Below are 18,979 nucleotides of genomic sequence, written 5' to 3'. Positions count from 1 at the left end.
CAGCACCTCATTTTTAAGATTTTAACCTATTTTCCAAGGAATGGATAACGGTAATCTGTCGGAGTTACAAAGGTCTCCTTGATCGTTCTCGGAGAGATCCAACGGTACAGATTTAATATTGATCCTGCCTTGTCATTGGTTCCGCTGCCACGGGCACCTCCAAAGGGCTGCTGACCAACTACCGCACCGGTAGGCTTGTCGTTGATGTAGAAGTTTCCGGCGGCATTTTGTAATGCCTGGGTTGCTTCTGCAGCTGCGTAACGATCTTGTGAAAGAATCGCCCCGGTCAGGGCATATTCAGAATCATCTACCAACTTAAGGGTTTCGCTCCATTGATCATCTTCGTAAAGATAAACGGTAACTACTGGTCCAAAAAGTTCAGTACACATGGTGCTGTATTTAGGATTATCGGTAAGTATAACCGTTGGCTCGATGAACCAGCCTTTGGATTTATCGTAATTACCACCTACCACGATCTCTGCATCAGCATCATTTTTGGCAGCATCAATAAATTTGGCCAGCTTGTCAAAAGAAGCTTCATGGATCACCGCAGTGATAAAATTGCTCATATCTTCAGGAGATCCCATTTTAAAGGATTTTATATCCTCCACCAAATATTTCTTCACTTCTTCCCACATGCTCTTTGGGATATAAACTCTCGAAGCAGCACTACATTTTTGACCCTGGAATTCGAATGCTCCTCGTGAAATAGCTGTTGCTACCTGTTTTGGTCTGGCACTTGGATGTGCAATGATGAAATCCTTACCACCGGTTTCTCCAACAATTCTTGGATAGGATCTATAGTTGTCGATATTGTTTCCAATCTGTTTCCACAGATGTTTGAAAACGGTAGTACTTCCCGTGAAATGGAGTCCGGCGAAATCTCTGTGCGAAATCACCACATCAGAGATCATTTTTGGATCTCCCATCACCATATTGATCACCCCATCAGGCAATCCGGCTTCCTTGAAAACTTCCATGATCACCTGGGCAGAATATACCTGGGAGTCACTTGGCTTCCACACCGCCACATTCCCCATTAAAGCGGGTGCAGATGGCAGGTTTCCGGCGATAGCGGTGAAGTTGAAAGGAGTCACTGCGTAAACAAATCCTTCAAGCGGACGGTATTCTAACCTGTTCCAGGCATCAGCCGTAGATTCCGGCTGCTCTTCGTAGATGCGGGTCATGTATTCCACATTGAAACGCAAAAAGTCGATGAGCTCACACGCGGAATCAATTTCAGCCTGAAAAATATTTTTCGACTGCCCAATCATAGTGGCAGCATTGATCTTATAGCGGTAAGGCCCTGCGATGAGTTCGGCGGCTTTTAAAAACACGGCAGCACGCTGTTCCCATGCAAGATTGGCCCATTTTTCACGAGCTTCCAAAGCTGCATTAATAGCCTTTTCAACATGCTCTTTTGAAGCTTTATGATAATCACCCAGGTGATGTTTGTGGTCGTGCGGCGGATTCATGGGGGCAGTATCACCCGTTTTGATCTCCTCACTTCCTATATAAAGGGGTACTTCAATTTTGCGGTTGTACATTTCTTTATAAGCCTTTAAAACGGCCTCTCTTTCGGGGGTTCCCGGAGCATATGATTTGATTGGTTCATTTACTGCCTGTGGAACCTGGAATACACCTTTTCCCATACTTTTTTCAGATTTTTTTGATTTCTAAATGAGTGGTCGTAAAGGTAAAAAAATTAAAAGAATTTTACTTCCTACATTTTTTCCTGAACTTTACTCAAAATCAGCAGCTAAACGGTTAAATTTCTTAATCATTTCATAAAATGTGCACAGTAACCATTACTCCTTTAAAAGCCGAAAATTCCTTCGTCCTTACCTCCAACAGGGATGAAGCGCCGGGGCGGGAAACCCTTCCGCCAAAGCTCTATAATGAAGAGGGGCTAAAAATGGCATTTCCGAAGGATGTTCTTGCCGGTGGAACCTGGCTGGGTATTAGTGAACAAAAACGCGTGATTTGCCTGCTGAACGGTGAGTTTAAAAAACATGTGCGAAAATTGCCCTATGGAAAGAGCAGGGGAGTGGTGGTTAAAGAACTCCTTGCTGCCCCCGAATTTACTGAAGCTTCGGAAAAAGTTGATCTTTCTGAAGTCGAACCCTTCACCATAATAGCTGCCGACTGGCGTAAGCAGCTTTTCTTTGCTGAATTTGTATGGGACGGAAGCCGGAAACATTATAAAGAACTTCTCCTGAAGCCGCAGATCTGGTCCTCCAGCCCATTGTATTCTCCCAAAATGAAGCAGCTTCGGGAAGATTGGTTTGAGGAGCTTCAGAAGCAACAGGAATTAAGTCCGGAAAGCCTCTTGAAATTCCACTTTTCCGCAGGAAAGGGGGATAAAAATTCCGGAGTCATCATGGACCGCGGATTTGTAAAAACTAAGAGCATCTCCCAGATCGTCATTTTTGAAGGGAAAGCAGAATTCTTTTATTATGACCTTGTAACCCGCAAAGAGTCCGAAATAAGTTTCAACTTTTAAAGGGATTAAAAAAAGATGATTAATATTTAAAAGTAAAAGTCCGGCCTTTAGACCGGACTTTTACAAGAGGTTTAAGGGAATTTTAATCCAGTTCTGTTAAAGCATTTTCAAATAAATAATCTCCGAGTTCCCTTCCGTTTTCTTCACCCACTTCAATAGCCTGTCTAAAGTCATAACCAATGTAAAGGCCATAGATACCTTTTTCATGTGCTATTTGAGAGAAGCTGGTCATTTGCCGTTCTACTCCCGGCAATGTTTGACTGGTTATTGTGAGATTCACTTGGTCGGTACCAAAATATGCCTCATAGATCTCGGCAGCAGCTCCTGCTGCATAGGAATGGGATGAAGGGAACTGTGGATTTGGCGGAGTGGGTACAGCAGAAAAAGTGGTCCAGTTGACATCTCCTGCGGTTGCCTCGACTCCGTCTGAATCCCCGGCTCTTATTGCAGTTATAGGCCTCCAGAAATCGAAATGGAATTTCTCTTCAAAAGAGGCAATATATGCATCTATAGTTGCCATTTGAATAAGAGCTATCAGTTTTGCTGCTTCCCAACCATCAAGATCCTTTTGTGCAATCAAATCTCTGGTGATCTTGTTCAACATTCCTGAAGAAGTCTGTAGCCAGAACAACCCGATTTCTGTTTGTTCTGCAGTTCTTGCAGGACAGCTGTTACAACCCAGCATTTTTGTCTCGTTATAATCGGCAATATATTCAGCAGAATTTAATGGATAAGGACCTTCATCCATAAACTGATCGCTGGATTCGATACCAAAAGGAGTCAATTCTCCCATGTTAGCTCCAAATACGGCATTATTGGGCCATGGACCTGTCGCAACCATCCAGGGCATATAATTCGCCTGATATTCTCCCGGTGCGGTTCCTCCTGAATAACTGGACCACCACAAAGCAATATCTCCTGATCTTTTTGCCAAAACTGCAGCCGCGGCAGCTTTACCAATTTTAATCCCTTCCGTTTTTAGATCGGAATCAGGAATTCCAGCTAACATGGTGCTTAAAAGTTCGTCAGCCGCCGCAGTGGCAGGAGGATACAACTGTACAAGCATATCTCTTGCCGCCTGGGAAACAGCTGCATCTGCAATGACATGGATATTTTCTGAAGTAATTCCTGCAGCATCAACTTCTGAGTTATCTAAAGCATAGGTTTCATATTTTGGTACTACATTATTTAGAGCATCGTGAATAGCAAGGGTGATCATTGCGTATGCTTTCACTTCCAGGGGCTGTGGGATCTCCTGGTTAATTGAGGCAGCTACTAATTCATTCCAGCGAAGAACGGCCTCACTGCTATAGGCTTCAGTCACTCTATCATCATCAAAAAGATCGGGTGCATCTTCACCACCGCAACCTTCTCTAAAATGGTAATAATCATTTGCTTCCCCTCCGACAAAGAGATCTCTTACATCTTCGTCTGTTATTACGCCGGAACGAATTACTTCTTCAGTGATCTCTCCATAAGCGTCAGAATTTAGGAGGGAAATTTCAAAGTAATATTCATCTTCTCCGGCAGTATCGGGTAAAGCCATGCAAACCGTACTTCCGGCATAATCGCCGTCACTATTTAAAGCTACATCATTGGTGAGGTTCGAATAGATCTGAGCTCCCGGTGCACCGTTTATGTACCTCCAAACATCAACACTAAAAACAGCGGGATAATGTCGACCCGTATCATCACAATAGTTCCCAAAAATGCAAAAATCGATCACCTCGGTTGGACTAAGATCAAAGAACAGGTACCCGTATTCATTGACAAACCTGTCGTCAAAACATAATACATCAACCTCTACATATTTTTTGACACCTGCCGCGAGATCTATCGTCATAGGTAAGGGATCATCTACAAAATTTAAAAAGGCACCTTCGGCAGGTGCTACCCAAATAAGATCTCCGGCCGCATTATGTACAGCAAAATATTCCAGCGTATACTGGCCCGGTGAAAGTTCCAGTTCGGGAACTTCCATTGTAAAGTCTTGGTTGGGAGCCAGGTTTACTCTAAAGGGAGAGGCTTCAGTCCCCACAATAGCGGCACCATCCTGGGAAAGAATGATCATTACATAAGCAGGATCATCATTGGTACATTCCGGCAGGTCTTCAAGAGCTTGTTTGGCAGTTGAATTGGCCGTAAAATCATTTAAAACAGGACCAAAGGAAAGGACCGCTGTTTCATTTTCGTTGAGAGTGTTCTCATCCTTGCTACATGAAGTGGTGAGCAAGAGGCAGGAGGTAATCAATACCAGGTAACATTGAATTCTTTTCATACTTTACAGATTAAAAATTGGTCAGGAGTCATCTACATTTTCTTTTCAGAAAAAGTCATTGTCAAAATTTTTCAACTTTTGGGGAGCATTAAATAAATGGAGGAAAGGGAAGGGGGAGTTAATTCGGAGAAATTCATCTAAAGTTACTCAATTTAAAACATTGAGGTATAGGTGAATACACCCATTTTTATTCCTAAAAAATAAAAGAATTTGAAAATTTGAGAATTTGGAAATTTGTTCATTTTGAAGATGCCCAAGCCTGCTAACGATAATTTGAGAATTTGAGGATTTGAAGATGAAGTAAAGTTGGGATTACTAAATTCTCAACCGCTATCAGGGTTTACAACCGTTGACAGGGTTTTTCAATTTAGCGCTTTACATGTATACCAAGAGAAGTTCTCCTGGCAGAGCGCAATAATACTTAAAGGGAAAATATAAAATCCTGAATCTTAAATTTTGAATCAATTCAGCGCAAAAGGGGCACTAAGTTTAAAGGAAGGAATGGCTACTCTAAATTTCCTGGTGGAGGTGAAATTGATCATGTTGTAAAACCCGCTCATGGAGCCAAAAGGAGAGGTGAGTAAGCATCCGCTTTTGTAAGTATGGGATTCTCCCGGTTTGATTACCGGTTTTTTGCCGATTACGCCTTCGCCTTCAACGATCTCAGTACGGTTAAGGGCGTCCTTGATCTTCCAGAACCTGGAAGTGAGCTGGACGGAATCCTTGCTTTGATTTTCAATGGTTATTTGATACCCAAAGGCGAAGTGGACCCTGTAATTCTTATAAAAGGTTCCTTCAAAATTTGTTTCAATTGAGATCTTTATGCCTCTGGTAACTTGTTGTATCATCCTAGTAAATCGCAAAAGATGCCAGTACCGAAAAAGTAGCAGCGATTAAGGCTAAAATAAAGAATATAATATTTATAATAATAAACTTTAAAAGGGTTTTAACTCTTGACTGGCAATAAAATGTGCGGAAGGCACGGTAAAGATAATACCCGAAAATAAAAGTAGCGATCCAGGTTGGTGCAGCGGTGTCAAAAATGGCATTTATGGAAATGGCTATCCCATATAATACAAACCAGGTGGTTTGGTTATGAAAGGTGAAGATGAGGTGCTCCATGTAGGTAAAAGGCCTTCGCAGGTACAGGAGCCATATGAAGAGTGCAAAAACCGGCAGGTAAAAGAAAATGATAAAAGGTAGTTTTCCGTAGAAATAATTCCAGAAGAGATTCCCGTCTGAACTGAACCTTTCTACATCCACAGTCTTTTTATAGAACCATTGATTAAAGGCAGAATTCTTATAATTCAGGCTATCGAGCGCTACCCTGGAATTCATCATTTCGGTCCTTTTGTAGTGGTCTGAAAAAACTTCCCACCGTGTGGTAAACCTCTTAGAAAAACTCATAGTGTCTAAAGCGGCTTCGGGTACATAAGTGGGTGTATCTGAAGCAGAGGTGTCAATACTTTGAGGCGGGAGGATGAGATCGAGTTGAGGATTTTCGATCCGTTGCTGTGCAATTAGGGAATCTGCCTGCTTAAGTTCTTCTGTGGTGGGTTTAGAATCAATATTTACCGGAGGTTCAATCTCATGGGTGAAACTCCAGAGAAGAAAAAATATGATGGAGGCACTAAGATAGAACCGGTATGGATTGGCATAGCGTACCCTCTTGCCTTCAATGTAATCTTTCGATATCTTACCCGGTTTAAAAAGCAGTACTCCTAAGGTCCTGTAAAAGCGCGAGTCATAGGCGAAGATTCCTGCAAAGAACTCATTGAAAAAGTCGTTAAAAGCGAGTTTTTTGGTGCTGTTTAACTGGCTGCAGTTGGGGCAATACTGTTCGCTGATGTCCAGGGGATGATAACAGTTGAGGCAAAATGTACTGCGGTATTTCAGCTTGTGCCGTTCAGAACGGATAACCGGCAAATTCTTATCCCTTTCCATAGATAAACTTCAGAATCTAATTCATTATATTAAGAGAAGTAGCCTGGCCCATGCCAATGATCCTGGTATATCTTCCGCCGGGAGGCAGGTAATAGATGAGCACGGTGTACTCATTCTCCGTACTCACAAAATTCCCACTTATAAAACCTTCGTCCAGAATTCCCTCATTCCGCAGAAAAACATATTTATAATCATAAAAGCCCTGTTTAAAAAGGCGGGCGGTTTCATAATTTCCGGTTTCAAAATTGTAATTGAGCCGGGTGGTTTCATCAAGCTGAAAATTATTGAATTCCCCGAACAGGTGGACTTCACCATCTTCAAAAGGCTCTGGGGTTGCCAGGGCAAAATGCGTCCAAACGTAATCGGCTTCTATATCATCGTTTTCTGCCTGATAATTTCTCACTACAAATTTCCCATTGATGTCGGGGTTGTAGGTGTAAGGCTGAAAAGCTCTAATCTGGTCCCTGAATAGATAATGATGGTACAGCTCCTGCACATCGATATAACGGATCTTTACTGTAGCCGCCCTAAGGTCTTTGCTGTCGAAGTTGAGGTATTCATTCCCTGCCCAAAATGAGGTTAGCTGATCATATTTGTAAATAAGGGAGGTGCCCACGTGGTACTGCGGCCTCACATTAAAAATGGCAGTTTTTAGGTTGTTGTTCTGCAGGATCACCGCCCATACCGATTCTTCGGGAGTGCGAATGATGAAATCGGGAGAATTAACTTCAAAGTTTACAACCTGCCGGGTTTGAATAAATTTGACTTCCCGGGATTTTCTTACGGTTACTTCTACGGAAGTCAGGGGTTCATATACCATGAACTTTCGGGAAAACACCAGCTCTTTTTCCTCGTTAAATACTTTAAGTAGATAATTTCCGCTTACCTTTAAGCCGCGGGTATCAGTATTAGGGATTTCAAGTTCATAATGAGAAAATAACTGAAGTGTATTAAAGGAGTTTTGGTAATCTGTAATGCGGACGTTATCAAAGCCTTCAAGAAATTCGGTTTTTAATAATTCCGATGGCGTCCAGTCATAATTGAAATGTTCGATTGTGTAATAGTAATTGGCTTCATCCCCAATAACATCATCAAATTCAAGATAAAGCGGTTCTCCCAGCCGAATGATTGGAACTCCGCTATATTCCGAAGCACCCAGAAATATTACTGTACGAATATAGTTGGGTGGCGGCGTCTCAATAACTCCCTGCCCGGTTAGGGTGTGAGTGGCGATAAAAAGATAAAAGGAGAGGGTAAATATAGCCTTCATGCATGAAAATAAATTTAAAGATACTGAAAAACTGATTACCATCATTATTTCCTCACTTTAACAATTAGGGGGAGGAATTATTTTACTTTTAATTGGGAAGTATGGGTGGGAAATGAGTAAATTTGCCCGATTTTAAATGAAATTTTAACACTTCATCCTATGTCCAATGACATTCGAATAAACAAAGGATTGACGCTTCGCCTTAAGGGGGAAGCCGAGAAAGTCCTTGTTGATGCGTCCCGCTTTAAAACTTACGCTGTTAAACCGCCAGATTTTCATGCGGTGATCCCAAAGATGGTTGTAAAAGAAGGGGCAAAAGTACAAGCAGGTGATGAGCTTTTCTTTTCCAAATATACAGGAGAGGTACGATTCACATCCCCGGTTAGCGGAACTTTAAAGGAGATTAAAAGGGGAGAAAAACGCCGTATTCTTGAGGTGGTGATCGAAGCAGATGCTTCAGATTCCTATCGTGAATTCGGCACCATGGATCCACTTTCTGCCGATGCAGATGCTGTAAAAGCAAGAATTCTTGAGAGCGGTGGTGGAGCTTTTCTAAACCAACGCCCTTATGATATTCCTGCCGATCCAAAGGATACGCCTAAAGCTATTTTCGTTTCGGCTTTAAATACCGCCCCACTTTCTGCAGATGTTGAATTTATTCTTAAAGATCGTCTGGATGCTTTTCAGGCAGGACTTAATGCGCTTTCAAGGTTGACTCCCGGAAAAGTACATGTTTCTGTTCCAGGTAATGGCGCCGGTACTTTTAGTGGTCTTCAAAATGTAGAGATCCACAAGGTTTTTGGGCCACATCCAGCTGCCAATGTTGGAGTGCAGATCCACAAGATCGACCCGATTAATGCCGGGGAAAGAGTTTGGACCATAAAACCGGAAGATGTCGCGAATATTGGAGATCTTTTCCTAACCGGAAGATTTACAGCTGTTCGTACAGTTGCTGTATGCGGAAGTGAAGCTAAGGATAGAAAATACTACAGAACCATAATTGGAGCTCCTGTTGCAGAACTTATTGGAGATGTTTCAACAAAAGATGTAAGGATCATTTCGGGAGATGTACTTACAGGAACCCAGGTGAACAGGGATCAATATCTCGGATTCTTTCCCAATGAATTAACCCTTATTCCTGAAGGTAACCAGTATCGTATGTTTGGTTGGCTGCCTTTTACCTATAATAATATTCCTTCTAATTCCCGAACCTCCCTAACCTGGATGTTTCCTAAAAGGAAATACGAGGTGAATACCAACCTTCATGGGGAGGAGAGAGCTCTTGTGGTTACAGGGGAAATGGAAGAGGTTTTGCCAATGGATCTTTTTCCTATGCAGTTATTGAAGGCCTGCATGGGTGCCGATATCGAAAAAATGGAAAATCTTGGGATCTATGAAGTAGCTCCTGAAGATTTTGCGCTGATAGATTACGTGAATACTTCAAAAATAGAGGCACAAGAAATAATACGATTAGGGCTGGATCTTATGATCACCGAAGTAGGATAAACTATTTACTATGGAATGGATTAGACAAAAATTAGATAAATTTAAAGAGCCCTTTGCAAAAGGGAAGAAACTTGAGAAGTATTCCCCGGCGATCAACGCTTTGGATACTTTTCTTTATACTCCAAATCATACCACCCAAAAAGGAGCTCATATTAGGGATGCTGTAGATTTAAAAAGAGTGATGATCACTGTGGTTATTGCTCTTATTCCGGTACTGCTTTTCAGTATGTGGAATACGGGATACCAGTACCTGAAGCAAATTCAGCCCGAAGTTGATTTCTGGGATGCTTTTGGACATGGAGCTTTGGAGATCCTGCCAATGATCGTGGTATCTTATGCGGTGGGACTTGGAATCGAATTCGCCTTTGCCATTTTTAGAGGGCATGAAGTAAACGAAGGTTACCTGGTAACAGGACTTTTGATCCCAATGATCATGCCTGTTGGTTTACCTCTTTGGATGCTTGCTATCTCTGTTGTTTTTGCGGTGATCATTGGAAAAGAGGCTTTTGGGGGAACGGGAATGAACATTCTTAACCCTGCGCTTACAGCGCGTGCTTTTGCCTTCTTTGCTTACCCGACATACATGTCTGGAAACCAGGTGTGGGTAATGAATGCTGCTAAAGTTGATGGGGTATCGGGAGAAACTATTTTAGGAACTCTTGCAGCCGGCCAGCCTGTAGAATATGACAGCATGGATATGTTCATGGGTCTTATTCCCGGATCGGTTTCAGAAACCTCTGCGGTATTATGCCTATTGGGCGCTTTGTTCCTCATCTTTACGAAAGTAGGTAGCTGGAGGATCATGTTGAGTGCCGTCATAGGCGCAGCTGCAATGGGATTGATCTTTAATGCTCTTCCTATGATGGGTGTTGAAGGAAATGCTTTGACAAACTTCCCATGGTATAACCACCTTATAGTGGGAGGTCTTGCCTTTGGTATCGTTTATATGGCAACAGATCCTGTATCTGCATCGCAAACTTTAAAAGGGAAATGGATCTACGGATTTTTAATAGGATTCTTTTCTGTAATGATCAGGGTATTTAACCCGGCTTATCCCGAAGGAGTGATGCTTGCAATTCTTTTGATGAACGTATTTGCACCAACCATCGATCATTATGTGATCCAGGCAAATATTAAGCGAAGATTGAAAAGAAAGAATGAGGGTATTAACGCACAAATTAATACGGCAGTTTAGTTATGGAAGAGAAAGCAGTAAATAAGACGAATTCCAATTCCTATACATTCATCTTTGCTATAGTAATGGTGATTGTGGTGGGAGTGGTACTGGCCTTTGCGGCTACTTCTTTGCAGCCAATGCAATATGAGAATGCCCGCCAGGAGAAAATGCAGAACATTCTTGCCACTGTAGGTGTCCAAACCGACAGGGCAGGGGCAGAAGCCTTGTTCAACGAATATATTAAGGAGCAGATCGTTCTTAATAATGAAGGTCAGGAAAAAGAAGGTGTCAATGCCTTTGACGTGGATCTTGCAAAAGAGATCAAACGTACTCCCGAAGAACAGAACTTCCCGCTATATATAGCCGAGGTAGAAGGGGAGACCTATTATATTATTCCGCTTAGAGGAGCAGGTCTTTGGAATGCTATTTTTGGATACATTTCCTTACAGGAGGATGTGAACACCATCAAAGGTGCAGTGTTCGATCACCTTGGGGAAACTCCGGGGCTGGGTGCCGAAATTACCCAGGAATGGTTCAGGCAGCGTTTTACCGATGAGAAGATATTTAATGATAATGGAGAGCTTATTGGCGTTTCTGTTGTAAAAGGAAATACCAGTACATCAAAAGATGATAATAAGGTAGACGCTATTTCCGGGGCAACGATCACGGGAGACGGTGTTAGTGATATGATCTCTGAAAGGTTGAAACATTACCTGCCTTATTTCAAGAGCAAAACTGAAGTAAACGTTGCAAATAATTAAGAATTATGGCACAGGAAAAAAATAACAAACCTGAGCATAGCGCTGAGGTGGACCAGGAAAAGAAAGATGCAATGATCCTCTTCCTTTCAGATTCAGAGGAAAAGGAGCATTTCTTATCAAAAGCAAACAGGAAGTTACTTACAGATCCTTTAGATGATGACAACCCAATTACCGTACAGGTACTGGGGATATGTTCGGCACTTGCGATCACCGTTCAGCTGGAACCGGCAATTGTTATGGCAATTGCGGTAATGGCAGTAATGGCTTTTAGTAACATGATCATTTCAGCCTTAAGGAACATGATTCCAAACAGGATCAGGATTATCGTACAGCTGGTAGTTGTGGCTTCATTGGTGGCACTTGTTGATCAGGTGTTAAGAGCGTATGCCTATGACGTGAGTAAGCAGCTTTCGGTATTCATCGGACTTATCATTACCAACTGTATTGTGATGGGGCGGCTTGAAGCCTTCGCTCTTGGAAACGGAGTTTACAAATCCTTCCTTGACGGAATCGGGAACGCAGCAGGATATGGTCTTATCCTTATCATTGTAGCTTTCTTTAGAGAACTTCTTGGAGCCGGAAAATTATTCGGATACGAGGTTCTTGGACATAAAGGGGCAACTCTTGCAGAATCAACCGGGCTATACGCTTTTGGTTATGAAAATAATGGATTGATGCTTCTTTCACCTATGGCCCTTATTGTAGTAGGTATTATTATCTGGGTACAAAGGGCAAGGAACAGAAAATTAATTGAAGCCTAATCTGTAAACAACAAAATATTCGACTATGGATTATATAAATTTATTCGTACAGAGCATCTTCATCGAGAATATGATCTTTGCATACTTCCTGGGAATGTGCTCGTACCTTGCAGTATCCAAAACAGTTAAAACAGGAGTTGGATTAGGTGCCGCGGTGATCTTCGTTTTGTCTATTACTGTACCTATTAACTTCTTACTCGATAAATATCTTTTAAGACCTGGAGCACTAAGCTGGCTTAACGAAGAATACGCCAGCATTGACCTTAGTTTCTTAAGTTTTATCATGTTCATTGCAGTAATTGCTGCGATGGTACAGCTGGTAGAAATGGTAGTTGAGAAATTCGCCCCTGCACTTTATGGAGCACTTGGGATCTTCCTTCCTTTGATCGCGGTAAACTGTGCAATTCTTGGAGGAGCATTGTTCATGCAACAAAAGGATTTCCCGGGAATTGGATATGCCGCTACTTACGGTCTGGGAAGTGGGATCGGTTGGTTCCTTGCGATCCTAGGTATTGCTGCCATTAGAGAAAAGATCACTTATTCAAATGTTCCTGCTCCCTTGAAAGGATTGGGGATCACCTTTATCATCACCGGGCTTATGGCCCTGGGATTCATGAGTTTCATGGGAATTAAATTATAGAGAGAAGTAATGGAAGTAATCGTAGCAAGTGTAATTGTATTTTTAGTCCTTATTTTAATTCTGGTTGCTGTTCTTTTGGGAGCAAAGGCTAAATTAATGCCATCGGGACCGGTAACGATCAACATTAATAATGAAAAGGATCTTGAAGTAGGATCGGGAGGAACTCTTCTTTCTACTCTTGGTGAAAATAAACTGTTCCTGCCATCTGCCTGTGGTGGAGGTGGAACCTGTATACAGTGTAAATGTATTGTTTCTGAAGGAGGGGGGACTATCCTTCCTACTGAAGAGCCCCACTTTACCCGTAAGGAAATTGCCGACGGATGGCGTCTTGGATGTCAGGTGAAGGTGAAGCAGGATATGAAGATCACTATTCCTGAAGAAGTCTTTGGAATTAAAAAATGGACGGCAACTGTAGTAAGTAACTATAACGTGGCATCTTTTATCAAGGAATTCGTTGTTGAAATTCCTGAAGATATGGACTACAAAGCCGGTGGATATATTCAGATCGAAATTCCTAAGTGTGAAGTAAAATATTCCGATATGGATATTGAAGCTCACCCTGAAGAACACCCGGGAGAACCCGATAAGTTCAAACTGGAGTGGGATAAATTCAACCTGTGGCCTTTGGTAATGAAAAACCCTGAGATCGTGGAAAGAGCGTACTCTATGGCTTCTTACCCTGCTGAAGGAAGAAGGATCATGCTTAACGTTCGTGTTGCGACTCCGCCATGGGACCGTGCAAAGAATGACTGGATGTCTGTAAACCCAGGTATCGCTTCTTCTTATATCTTTAATCAGAAAAAAGGAGATAAGGTAACTATATCAGGGCCTTATGGAGAATTCTTTATCAACCACAGCGATGCCGAAATGCTTTACGTAGGTGGTGGTGCCGGGATGGCTCCAATGCGTTCTCACCTGTATCACCTTTTCAGAACCCTTAAGACAGGACGAAAAGTGACTTACTGGTATGGTGGACGTTCAAAAAGAGAACTTTTCTATACTGAACATTTTAGAGCTCTGGAAAGAGATTTCCCTAACTTTAAATTCTACATCGCCCTTTCTGAACCTCTTGAAGAAGACAATTGGAAAGTAAAAGATGGAATTGAAGGAGAAGGAGATGGATTTGTGGGCTTCATTCACCAGGTGGTGATCGATAATTATCTGAGCCATCACGATGAACCGGAAGAAATAGAATTCTACTTCTGTGGACCACCATTAATGAACAAAGCTGTTGAAAAAATGGCCGAAGACTTTGGGGTACCGCCAGAAAATGTAAGATTTGATGACTTTGGAGGATAATCTAAAGCAAATTATAGATAAAACAGCTGCCTTTTGGCAGCTGTTTTTGTTTAAGTTTGAACATCTTTTCAAAAAATGAGGTAATTTTGTGCCTATGCCGCAATTGACAGATCAGGAATTACATAATTTGGCGATGAACATCGTGGGAAAGGACCTGGAAGATCAGGGATATGAATTTCTTGGAGTGAATAGTGATTTCAAGAAAGATCCGCAGTTCGTTGCTCTTAAAGACAAGAAGCTGCACTTTGTAATTGTGAGGGCGATAGAATATCCATACGACCCGCGGGAGGTGGATATGATCTTCCTGGAATCGGTCAAACAACATGCTCTAAAATTTGAAGCCAGGACCTTTTATGCCGGAGTTGGCCTGGCCAATTCCAAAGATTATGAACTACCTGTATCAAGTTCAGAAGATTACGTTGTAAATTACCCCGGATTAAAAGAGATCTAAAAATGACATTTTTGAGACCCGTTATTGTTCCTATCTTTTCTGTTTTATTATTTATTTCCTGCAACCCTGGACCCGAAGAAAGATCGGCAGGGGGAGAAGCTCTGGGAACTACCTATAATATTAAGTACTATGCTCCCAAGGATCTCAAGCTGAACAAGGCTTTAGACTCTATTTTTGAGAGAGTGAACAGCTCCATGAGCACCTACAGGGAATCCTCCGATATTTCCCGTCTTAACCGTGGCGACAGTACAGTAGTAGTGGATTCTCTTTTCAGGGAGGTATATCTGTTAGCTGAAGAAGTTTACCAGGAAAGCAATGGCTATTTTGATCCTACTGTGGGTGATTTGGTCAATCAATATGGCTTTGGTCCTGAAACAGGTCCCAAGATCATAGATTCGGTGACCATTGATTCCCTTATGCAATATGTAGGTTTTGATAAGCTGCAACTAAAGGGTAATAAGGTCATTAAAGCAAGCCCCGAAGTTTACCTGGATTTTAATGCTATTGCCAAAGGTTATGCTATAGATCTTGTTGGTCATTATTTGGATTCGAAGGGAGTTGAAGACTATCTGATAGAAGTTGGAGGTGAATTGCTGGCAAAAGGCATGAACCGTTCTAAGGAAGCTTATTGGACAGTAGGTATAGATGATCCCCAGCAACAGGAGGAAAGAGTTTTAACTGCTGCAGTAGAACTTAAAGATCGTGCTATGGCCACCTCCGGCAATTACCGGAAGCACCGTCTTGATCCTCAAACCAATACCATGTTCGTGCATACGATCAATCCCCTTACCGGCTTTGCGCAAAAAAGCGATCTACTCAGTGTAACTGTCCTTGCCGAAAATTGTGCCTTAGCCGATGCTTATGCTACCGCATTTATGGCAATGGGATATGACCTTTCAAAAATGATGCTTTCCCGGGTGGAGAATATTGATGTTTATTTTATTTATGCTGCGCTTGATGGCGAAATGAAAGAGTTTGTCACACCTGGCTTTAAAGAGGTGATGACAAATTTGTAATTTTCAGTGCTCAGTGCCTCGTGAGTAGAAGTTAGGAGTGGGCAGGGGAAATAAAAAAGTTGACATTTTCAAACATCCGGGAAAAATTTCGTCAGTTGTTTAAATTTCGATTACAATTTGTAATTCAGGTCCCGATGGCGCGGATTTGTAATCGGTGCCGGGTATTTTTTTTCACCGCAACCCGCAACCCACAACTATTAACCAATCCCCAATTAACTAATCAACCAAAGACTTCCTCGCCACCGGAATGATCTCTCCTATGGCCAGCCTGTATCTATCGACAAAACCTGGATCCATTCGGGAAGTAAGATCCACTTCTTCCACTTGAAAGCCGGTTTTCCTTAGCTGCTCAAAAAAATCTCTTCCATACACTCTTACATGGTCGTACTGACCAAAGATCTTTGCTCTTTCCTTTGGGTCTGTAATTGAATTATCTTCAAAGGTCTTCTCACGCTGCAGGTCTTGCGGAATTTGAAGAATAGCTGTACCTCCGGGTCCTAAAATACGGTAAAGTTCAGCCATTGCTTTATGGTCGTCCGGGATATGCTCCAGCACGTGATTGCATAGAATAAAATCAAAGGTATTATCCTCAAACGGAAGATTGCAAATATCAGCTTTTACATCGGCCAGGGGAGAATTGAGATCGGTCGTGGTGTAGTTAAGATTTTTCAGCTTTTTAAACCGGGAATAGAAAGCCTGTTCCGGCGCAAAGTGAAGCACTTTATGAGGAGCGGTAAAAAAATCTGTATGTTCCTTCAGGTAGAGCCACAATAACCGGTGCCGTTCCAGGGAAAGGGTAGAAGGGGAGAGCACATTCTCCCGCTGTTGTTCGTACCCGTAAGGGAGGAATTTCCTGAAGCTTCGGCCATCGATGGGATCTGTGTATTTATTTCCGCGGAGCGTGAGCAGGAAAAGGGGTTTAATATAATAGCTCAGCCTGATGAGCAAAGGCCGGGGAATCCTGTTCAGAAAAAACCTGAAAGCTTTTCCTATCATACTTTAATATCTCCCCAATTTTCTCCCGACTTTATGCGGTAGAGCTGCATTTCAGAAACGCCGAATTGCTTTGCCAGCACCCTTATCCTGGTCCTTCGGTTTGGATCCAGAAGTTTTTTCTTGAGCACGGTGGCCTGGGCATAGGTGAGCTTGGAATAACATTTTATTGTTCCCAACTTACGCTTCAGCTTATTCTCCTTCACCTGCGGATTGTTCTGCTGGTGTGCTACCCATTCGGTTTTGGTGACCCAGGCAAGATTACTTACTTTATTTTCAGTTTTGATGTAATTCTTATGGATTACATACTCTTCATTTTCCTTCCGCGGAAGAAAAAGTTCGGCAACTACCCGATGAATATAGGAAGCTTGTTTTTTGCCATTTTTGAGATTGGCAACAAAGGTGAGAAAGCCTTGCGATTTTCCGCCTTTTAAAAGATCTCCTTCAGGATTTTTCACATAGCTCACCACGCGGCCGTAATTGGACACGGCGTATTTGAAGCGGGGCTGCCAGGTATCCTTATAATAAGGAAGCCATTTCTCCTGTCGAAAATTTTTAATCATTTATTTTAAGGTATGAGCTATAAATTCTTCCTCCTCGTCACTGCTTATTCCCAAAGCTTCATAAATGTAGCTAAAAGTGGACAATAGTTCAGGTTTGCCATCAATTAATGCGACATCATGCTCAAAATGAGCGCTGGGCTTGTTATCGGCAGTGAGAATGGTCCATCCATCACGAAGTTGTTTGATGCGATGCGTACCTGCATTTATCATGGGTTCTATGGCGACAACCATTCCTTCAACAAATTTCTTTCCGCGGCCGCGTTTTCCGTAGTTAGGCATTTCCGGATCTTCGTGCATTTTTGCACCAAGACCATGACCAACTAATTCTCTCACCACACCAAAACCATTTTTTTCGGCATGCTGCTGAATTGCAAATCCTACGTCGCCCACACGATTACCTATCTTGAATTCCCTAATTCCATGATAGAGGCATTCCTTTGTTACTTTCAGCAACTTCTGGGTTTCAGCATCTATTTCGCCTATGGCAAAGGTATAGGCATGATCTCCGTAAAAGCCGTTTTTAAGAGCTCCACAATCTATAGAGATAATGTCTCCTTCTTTTAGAGGTTCGTCATTAGGAATTCCATGAACTACCTGTGCATTGGGGCTCATACAGAGAGAATTCGGGAAATCATACATTCCCAAAAAACCGGGTTCGGCACCATGGTCCCGAATAAATTCTTCGGCAAGCTTATCCAGTTTGAGAGTGGTGATTCCGGGTTTCACTTCTTTCGCCAGCATCCCCAGGGTTTTAGAAACTATGAGGGCACTCTCGCGCATTAATTCGATCTCTTCCCGTGACTTTTGTATGATCATGATAACTTTTTAAATATGTTCAAAAGACCTTTGGTTTTTTCGGGAGTGTTTACTTTCGCGCCATTAGAACCGGCTAATTGATGATAGATCTCTCCCCATGGCGGCAAACCATTGATATTGCGGTCATCTATAAAAATATCGGCAAGGATCTTTCTGCTCATAAGGCCGTCATATTCCTCTTCCGGATAACTCTTATTCACCGCGTAAAATTTTATTCCTTTATTTTCACAATAATCCACTGCCTCATCCAGCTTTACGCCGCATCTGTAGGTCCAGAGAATGAGCTGATGTCCTTCCTGCTGCAGTTTTTTCAGTGTTTCAAATGCAAACAGTATAGGTTTTCCAATTTGAGGATATCTGTTTTCAACAAGCGTTCCGTCAAAATCTACTGCTATGGTCAATAATTTGGGCATAATGCAAAAATAATAGAAACAGCATTAAAATGGCTTCTAGTTTTGGTAAGAATGTTCGTATTCCTGCCCCGAAACAATTTTTGCTACGTCTTTTTCAAGTTCATCCTGTGGATATTCTACAAAACGTCCTACTTCTTCTCCGTCTTTAAAGAAGATAATCGTGGGGACGTAGATCACATCAAACTCCTTTTGACTCCCATCGGGTAAGGTTTTGTCTTCTTGTACTGCAGTAACTTCAAGCCTGTCCAGATCATAATTGCTTAAATCCAGAAGCTTATAGAACTTTGGTACTTCCAGCTGACTATCGGCGCACCAGGTACCCATGAACATCTTAATATCGTAATCATTGATGTTTTCCTGAATTGTCTTCAGAGCTTTTTGATCGGGTTTGTAGGACTGGTACATGGGATCGAACCAGGCCGAATGCGGCGCCTGTTGCAGATCATTTTTATCAATACTACCAATGAGCAGGTCGTTTTGTTCTTCTACCGGTGGGGCTTTAGTTTGGGTAGTTTTAGCTTTATTTTGTTGGGAACTTCCGCAGTTGGTTGCTGTGATCAACAGCATGAGGTACATTAAGAATTTCAT

19 protein-coding genes are annotated in these 18,979 nt (G+C 42.2%); 9 read left to right on the top strand and 10 right to left on the bottom strand.

Annotated elements, in window-relative coordinates; translation table 11 throughout:
- Positions 1 to 26 precede the first annotated feature (26 nt).
- Positions 27 to 1,652: an L-glutamate gamma-semialdehyde dehydrogenase gene (pruA, locus tag CRO16_RS01090; RefSeq protein WP_097054508.1), complete on the bottom strand. Its 1,626-nt coding sequence runs from the start codon at positions 1,650 to 1,652 to the stop codon at positions 27 to 29.
- A 140-nt stretch (positions 1,653 to 1,792) separates the two neighbouring features.
- Here pruA and CRO16_RS01085 point away from each other — a divergent pair, with 140 nt between their 5' ends.
- Positions 1,793 to 2,503 (top strand): NRDE family protein, encoded by a 711-nt coding sequence (locus CRO16_RS01085; RefSeq protein ID WP_097054507.1) that lies wholly within the window; start codon positions 1,793 to 1,795, stop codon positions 2,501 to 2,503.
- An 82-nt stretch (positions 2,504 to 2,585) separates the two neighbouring features.
- On the opposite strand, the gene CRO16_RS01080 is transcribed toward CRO16_RS01085, so the two are convergent.
- From CRO16_RS01080 to CRO16_RS01065, 4 genes are all read right to left on the bottom strand, one after another.
- Positions 2,586 to 4,781: a vanadium-dependent haloperoxidase gene (locus tag CRO16_RS01080; protein WP_097054506.1), complete on the bottom strand. Its 2,196-nt coding sequence runs from the start codon at positions 4,779 to 4,781 to the stop codon at positions 2,586 to 2,588.
- 461 nt (positions 4,782 to 5,242) lie between these two features.
- Positions 5,243 to 5,629: a Co2+/Mg2+ efflux protein ApaG gene (gene apaG / locus CRO16_RS01075; RefSeq protein ID WP_097054505.1), complete on the bottom strand. Its 387-nt coding sequence runs from the start codon at positions 5,627 to 5,629 to the stop codon at positions 5,243 to 5,245.
- Position 5,630: 1 nt separating this feature from the next.
- Positions 5,631 to 6,725: a DUF3667 domain-containing protein gene (locus CRO16_RS01070; RefSeq protein WP_097054504.1), complete on the bottom strand. Its 1,095-nt coding sequence runs from the start codon at positions 6,723 to 6,725 to the stop codon at positions 5,631 to 5,633.
- 16 nt (positions 6,726 to 6,741) lie between these two features.
- Positions 6,742 to 7,995, bottom strand: a complete 1,254-nt coding sequence (locus CRO16_RS01065) for a type IX secretion system plug protein (RefSeq protein WP_097054503.1) — start codon at positions 7,993 to 7,995, stop codon at positions 6,742 to 6,744.
- 159 nt (positions 7,996 to 8,154) lie between these two features.
- Here CRO16_RS01065 and CRO16_RS01060 point away from each other — a divergent pair, with 159 nt between their 5' ends.
- The 8 genes from CRO16_RS01060 to CRO16_RS01025 all read left to right on the top strand — a co-directional run bounded on the left by CRO16_RS01060 (position 8,155) and on the right by CRO16_RS01025 (position 15,606).
- Positions 8,155 to 9,501 (top strand): Na(+)-translocating NADH-quinone reductase subunit A, encoded by a 1,347-nt coding sequence (locus CRO16_RS01060; protein ID WP_097054502.1) that lies wholly within the window; start codon positions 8,155 to 8,157, stop codon positions 9,499 to 9,501.
- A gap of 10 nt (positions 9,502 to 9,511) precedes the next feature.
- Positions 9,512 to 10,696, top strand: coding sequence for an NADH:ubiquinone reductase (Na(+)-transporting) subunit B (locus tag CRO16_RS01055; protein ID WP_097054501.1), 1,185 nt, complete (start codon positions 9,512 to 9,514; stop codon positions 10,694 to 10,696).
- Positions 10,697 to 10,698: 2 nt separating this feature from the next.
- Positions 10,699 to 11,439: a Na(+)-translocating NADH-quinone reductase subunit C gene (locus CRO16_RS01050; protein ID WP_097054500.1), complete on the top strand. Its 741-nt coding sequence runs from the start codon at positions 10,699 to 10,701 to the stop codon at positions 11,437 to 11,439.
- A 5-nt stretch (positions 11,440 to 11,444) separates the two neighbouring features.
- Complete coding sequence (locus tag CRO16_RS01045) at positions 11,445 to 12,200, top strand: NADH:ubiquinone reductase (Na(+)-transporting) subunit D (RefSeq protein WP_097054499.1); 756 nt, start codon at positions 11,445 to 11,447, stop codon at positions 12,198 to 12,200.
- Positions 12,201 to 12,225: 25 nt separating this feature from the next.
- Positions 12,226 to 12,840: an NADH:ubiquinone reductase (Na(+)-transporting) subunit E gene (gene nqrE / locus CRO16_RS01040; RefSeq protein ID WP_097054498.1), complete on the top strand. Its 615-nt coding sequence runs from the start codon at positions 12,226 to 12,228 to the stop codon at positions 12,838 to 12,840.
- A 9-nt stretch (positions 12,841 to 12,849) separates the two neighbouring features.
- Positions 12,850 to 14,139 (top strand): NADH:ubiquinone reductase (Na(+)-transporting) subunit F, encoded by a 1,290-nt coding sequence (nqrF, locus tag CRO16_RS01035; RefSeq protein ID WP_097054497.1) that lies wholly within the window; start codon positions 12,850 to 12,852, stop codon positions 14,137 to 14,139.
- A 94-nt stretch (positions 14,140 to 14,233) separates the two neighbouring features.
- Entirely contained in the window at positions 14,234 to 14,590 is a 357-nt protein-coding gene (locus CRO16_RS01030; protein ID WP_097054496.1) for a Na(+)-translocating NADH-quinone reductase subunit F, read from the top strand.
- Positions 14,591 to 14,592: 2 nt separating this feature from the next.
- On the top strand, positions 14,593 to 15,606 hold the full coding sequence (locus CRO16_RS01025; RefSeq protein ID WP_097054495.1) for an FAD:protein FMN transferase: 1,014 nt from the start codon (positions 14,593 to 14,595) through the stop codon (positions 15,604 to 15,606).
- Between the two features lie 216 nt (positions 15,607 to 15,822).
- Here CRO16_RS01025 and CRO16_RS01020 read toward each other — a convergent pair whose 3' ends face one another.
- From CRO16_RS01020 to CRO16_RS01000, 5 genes are read right to left on the bottom strand one after another with little or no spacing between them, the layout of a single operon-like run.
- Positions 15,823 to 16,602, bottom strand: a complete 780-nt coding sequence (locus CRO16_RS01020) for a class I SAM-dependent methyltransferase (RefSeq protein WP_179670467.1) — start codon at positions 16,600 to 16,602, stop codon at positions 15,823 to 15,825.
- Positions 16,599 to 17,162, bottom strand: coding sequence for an HNH endonuclease (locus tag CRO16_RS01015; protein ID WP_097054494.1), 564 nt, complete (start codon positions 17,160 to 17,162; stop codon positions 16,599 to 16,601). Before CRO16_RS01015 ends, CRO16_RS01020 begins: the two co-directional genes overlap by 4 nt.
- Complete coding sequence (gene map / locus CRO16_RS01010; protein WP_097054493.1) at positions 17,163 to 17,978, bottom strand: type I methionyl aminopeptidase; 816 nt, start codon at positions 17,976 to 17,978, stop codon at positions 17,163 to 17,165.
- Positions 17,975 to 18,391 (bottom strand): BT0820 family HAD-type phosphatase, encoded by a 417-nt coding sequence (locus tag CRO16_RS01005; RefSeq protein WP_097054492.1) that lies wholly within the window; start codon positions 18,389 to 18,391, stop codon positions 17,975 to 17,977. The genes map and CRO16_RS01005 overlap by 4 nt, the downstream gene beginning before the upstream one ends.
- Before the next feature lie 36 nt (positions 18,392 to 18,427).
- Entirely contained in the window at positions 18,428 to 18,979 is a 552-nt protein-coding gene (locus tag CRO16_RS01000; RefSeq protein ID WP_097054491.1) for a thioredoxin family protein, read from the bottom strand.

This window comes from Salinimicrobium sediminis (assembly GCF_900215295.1).
Lineage (GTDB): Bacteria > Bacteroidota > Bacteroidia > Flavobacteriales > Flavobacteriaceae > Salinimicrobium > Salinimicrobium sediminis.
The sequence above is the reverse complement of the archived record's forward strand: the minus strand, read 5'-3'. Positions and strand labels throughout refer to the sequence as shown.